This is a genomic window from Deltaproteobacteria bacterium (genome assembly GCA_003194485.1).
In the GTDB taxonomy this organism is placed as follows: Bacteria; Desulfobacterota; Dissulfuribacteria; order Dissulfuribacterales; family UBA3076; genus UBA3076.
Genome location: PQXD01000008.1, coordinates 82,033 through 85,821 on the forward strand (window position 1 = coordinate 82,033; position 3,789 = coordinate 85,821).

Genomic DNA, 3,789 nt, shown 5'->3' on the forward strand with positions numbered 1-3,789 from the left:
AAAAATTGAGGAGTTGACTCAAAAAATGGTTGCTCTATGAAAGAATCTTCAGACCAATGGCAGTAATTGTATGGCAAGCAGCCTACCCGGTGCTTGCTGCCTGTATCTTATATGAAATATCCAGTTTTGCCTGCATTCAGTTGACATCGCGACAGGTGCTACGCCGTTTTATCCTGACCATGTGGCTAAATTCCAGAAGATTTTTTAGAGGCATGAACTCCGGTAAATTTCATAGTGCAATTAAGGAGGTCCAATGGACTCTTTTCAGTTGTTTGCAGTGGGAAAAGTCAAAAAGGATTCGGGCACCACAGCCATAGAGGTTTACAAGGAATATGCCGATGCCCTTTTGGGGCTGGATCAGTTTTCCCATGTAATAGTGCTGTATTGGTTTCATAAAAACGATACGCCTGAGAAAAGAAATGTCTTGCGTGTTCATCCCAGACACAATATGGATAACCCGTTGACAGGCGTATTCGCCTGCCATTCCCCCTGCAGGCCTAATCTCATTGGTCTATCAATCTGTAAAATTCTGTCAATCAAAAAAGACGTAATCCGGATTGATTCAATCGATGCCCTCAATGATTCACCGGTGTTGGACCTGAAATCATACATCCCTTCCATGAATACAGTGCAAGATGCCTTTGTCCCGCAATGGGCGGCCCGGCCTCGACCGTCTCATTCATCAGAGATCGTCAAATAGTTGAGTCGTTCAGCCGCTGAACCGGAATCCGGGATACATAATAAATGACAGCGAAAGGGGAGAGAACCGGTCCATTGGAGCGTATCGTTTTGGTTTCAACACCCTGGCCCCTTTTCAGCCGTCCTTCTATTCAGCTTGGAACTCTGAAGGCATATCTGGGCATGCAGTTTCCCGATCTGAAAGTGGAGGCCCACCATTTTTATTTAAAGGTAGCGGAAACCATTGGTTACAGGCTCTATCAGGTCATCTCTGAAAGAACATGGCTGGCGGAAACCGTATATGCCGCCCTGCTGTTCCCGGAACGCCTTGAGTATATAAAAAAGGTCTTCTCCCGGGAGGCCTCACGCAATCCCCTTATCCGCAATACAGGCCTCGAAACCCTGGCCTTTCAGGCCAAGAAGGTATCGGATGCCTTCATTGACAGCACAAACTGGGGAGACTTCGGCCTGGCCGGCTTTTCAATATGCCTTTGTCAGCTCACATCCGCCCTCTATTTTATCAAGCGCATCAAGCAGAGGTCCCCGGATCTCACCATTGTGATAGGCGGGTCCATGTTCGCAGGAGAATCCACCAGAAGACTGCTTCAGGTGTTTCCGGAAGCGGACTTTGTGGTCAATGGTGAAGGCGAGCTCCAGCTGAGCCAACTGGTTCATCATCTCAGGGATCCCCAGGGCCATGAGGAGATGCCTCCTATCCCCGGGATTGTTTCACGGAAAGCCGCGAATGATGAAACCCCTGTCTCTTTCAACCAAATGGAGACCTTAAATAATCTCCCATTTCCTGACTATGATGACTATTTTGATCTGCTTAAGACATTCAGCCCGGAAAAGAGCTTCTTCCCAACCTTATCGGCAGAGATATCCCGGGGATGCTGGTGGCGCCGGTCGAAAGGTGCTGCGAAATATTCAGGGTGTGCCTTTTGCAATCTCAATCTCCAGTGGGACGGTTACAGGTCAAAGAGTCCATCCAAGGTGATCTCTGAGATCGATAACCTGACCACAAGGCACAAGACACTCTCTGTGGCCTTTATGGACAACCTGCTTCCCATGAAGGAATCAGCAGAGATTTTTGACAGGCTTGGCAATCTGGGCAAGGACTTTCGCCTTTTTGCCGAGATACGGGCCACAACCCCCAGGCATATGTTGGAGGCAATGCAGGCCGCAGGGATGCACGAGGTCCAGATCGGCATTGAGGCCCTCAGCACAAGGCTGCTTAAGAAGCTCAACAAGGGGACTACGGCCATCCAGAACCTGGAGGTCATGAAACACTGCGAAGAACTCGGCATAATAAATGTCTCAAATCTGATACTCCATTTCCCCGGCAGTGACCTTCTGGATGTGGAGGAAACCATGCGCAATCTTGAGTTCGCTCTGCCATTCCGTCCGCTGAGGTCCGTCCATTTCTGGCTCGGCCTCGGAAGCCCTGTATGGCAGGACCCCCAAGCCTTCGGGGTCAAGGCGGTTTTCAATCATCCGAATTACGCCGCCATATTCCCGCCACATGTCTCCAGCTCCCCGCGCCTCTTTATGATTCAGGCCTATCGTGGCGACCTCATGTTTCAAAGGAAGATCTGGCAACCGGTAAAGAAAAAGGTGAGGGCATGGAAAAAGAGATACGCCGAACTTCACAGGGGTGCCTCACACACTCCCATCCTCAGTTTACGGGACGGCCGGGACTTTTTGATCATACGCCAGAAACGCACAAATGCCGAACCATTGACGCACCGCCTCGTGGGAACATCCAGGGCAATCTATCTCTTTTGCCAAAGGCATCGTTCGCTCAAAAGGGTCCTGGCTCATTTCCCGGGAATTGCCGAAGACAGGATCGTGCCGTTTTTGAGGATGATGGTAGACAAAAAGCTCATGTTTGAAGAGAACGGAAGGTACCTGAGCCTGGCTGTGCCTGTGAGACCGGCCGGCATTTCAAGGTCTTCGTTCAAGGACCGAGCTGACACCTGAATTTCGAGAGATAAAGCCGGCATGTTGGACAACAATCAAGACATAATAGTCGCATGTTGTGGTTTAATCTGCTCTAAGTGCGGACTTTATATAAATGGAAAATGCCGGGGCTGCCGGGGTGAAAGGCCTGTTTTCCGGAATTGTAAAATCAGGAAATGCAATATGGACAACGGGTATGATACATGTGCTGATTGCAGAGATTTTCAAGAATTAAGGAAATGCAATAAGTTAAATAATATAATCACAAAATTATTCGGGCTTATTTCCAGGACAGACAGGACTGGAAATCTTGACCGTATCAGAGAGATAGGTCTTGAAAAGTTCAAATCCGAGAATATGTAGCCTATTGAGTTCCCGGTTTTTTATGATCCTGCCGGAATAAACCTTTCAAGGGCTTTTTCAAATGCTTCAAGGGCCCTTTGATCAAAAAGCACAAAGCGAACCAGCTTGATTTCAGGGTGGGCCTGCAGAAAATCAACAACGGTATGAAGGGCCACAGAAGCCGCTTCTCCCAGGGGATATCCATAGGCCCCCGTGCTGATGGCAGGAAAGGCCACTGAGCGGATTTCCTTTGCCAGTGCGACTTCCAGGCTCCTTCGGTAGGCGCTTTCAAGCAGGCGCTCTGTACTTGGATCTGGACCACGATAGACGGGACCCACTGTATGGATCACATACTTGGCCTTGAGCCTATAGCCTCGGGTGACCACTGCATCCCCTGTGTCGCAGCCTCCAAGGGTTCGGCACTCGGCAAGCAATTCCGGGCCTGCTGCCCGGTGAATTGCACCATCCACGCCGCCTCCACCCAGAAGGGTGCGATTGGCTGCATTTACTATGGCCTCTGTATCCTGCTGTGTGATATCTCCCTGTGTCAACTCCACTACGGACGATCCGATCTTAATTTCCACGATGCCGTCCTCCTGCCATTCCAAGATCTTGTCTAATGACTTCCTGGCCTCTGTAACTTCAGTCGGGCCGTGCTTTTCATTTATCCCAGTGTAATGCTCGTCTGGATATTTCATATAAGCGCAGGCGAATTTTGTGACGCAGCACAGGAGGCTCTTTTGAGCCTTCAGAGGCAAGCTGTGATCGTCTTTTCTCAAGCTATGGGTAAAAATACCACCATAGCCAGGA

General features: G+C 49.6%; 4 protein-coding genes. 3 read left to right on the forward strand and 1 reads right to left on the reverse strand.

The annotated features are described in order from the left end of the window. Nucleotides 1-253 precede the first annotated feature (253 nt). From tsaA to C4B57_06275, 3 genes are all read left to right on the forward strand, one after another. The gene (tsaA, locus tag C4B57_06265) at nucleotides 254-700 is read left to right on the forward strand and encodes a tRNA (N6-threonylcarbamoyladenosine(37)-N6)-methyltransferase TrmO (protein PXF54678.1); all 447 of its coding nucleotides are present in this window, start codon (nucleotides 254-256) and stop codon (nucleotides 698-700) included. A gap of 44 nt (nucleotides 701-744) precedes the next feature. Next, entirely contained in the window at nucleotides 745-2,658 is a 1,914-nt protein-coding gene (locus C4B57_06270; GenBank protein PXF54679.1) for a hypothetical protein, read from the forward strand. 162 nt (nucleotides 2,659-2,820) lie between these two features. Then, complete coding sequence (locus C4B57_06275; GenBank protein ID PXF54680.1) at nucleotides 2,821-3,000, forward strand: hypothetical protein; 180 nt, start codon at nucleotides 2,821-2,823, stop codon at nucleotides 2,998-3,000. A 20-nt stretch (nucleotides 3,001-3,020) separates the two neighbouring features. On the opposite strand, the gene C4B57_06280 is transcribed toward C4B57_06275, so the two are convergent. Beyond that, nucleotides 3,021-3,677 (reverse strand): O-acetyl-ADP-ribose deacetylase, encoded by a 657-nt coding sequence (locus C4B57_06280; protein PXF54704.1) that lies wholly within the window; start codon nucleotides 3,675-3,677, stop codon nucleotides 3,021-3,023. Nucleotides 3,678-3,789: the final 112 nt, after the last annotated feature.

Bases quoted from the DNA above. Each gene is read 5' to 3' on its own strand.
- tsaA (PXF54678.1), top strand. From the start codon at position 254: ATGGACTCTTTTCAGTTGTTTGCAGTGGGAAAAGTCAAAAAGGATTCG.
- C4B57_06275 (PXF54680.1), top strand. From the start codon at position 2,821: ATGGACAACGGGTATGATACATGTGCTGATTGCAGAGATTTTCAAGAA.
- C4B57_06270 (PXF54679.1), top strand. From the start codon at position 745: ATGACAGCGAAAGGGGAGAGAACCGGTCCATTGGAGCGTATCGTTTTG.
- C4B57_06280 (PXF54704.1), bottom strand. From the start codon at position 3,677: ATGAAATATCCAGACGAGCATTACACTGGGATAAATGAAAAGCACGGC.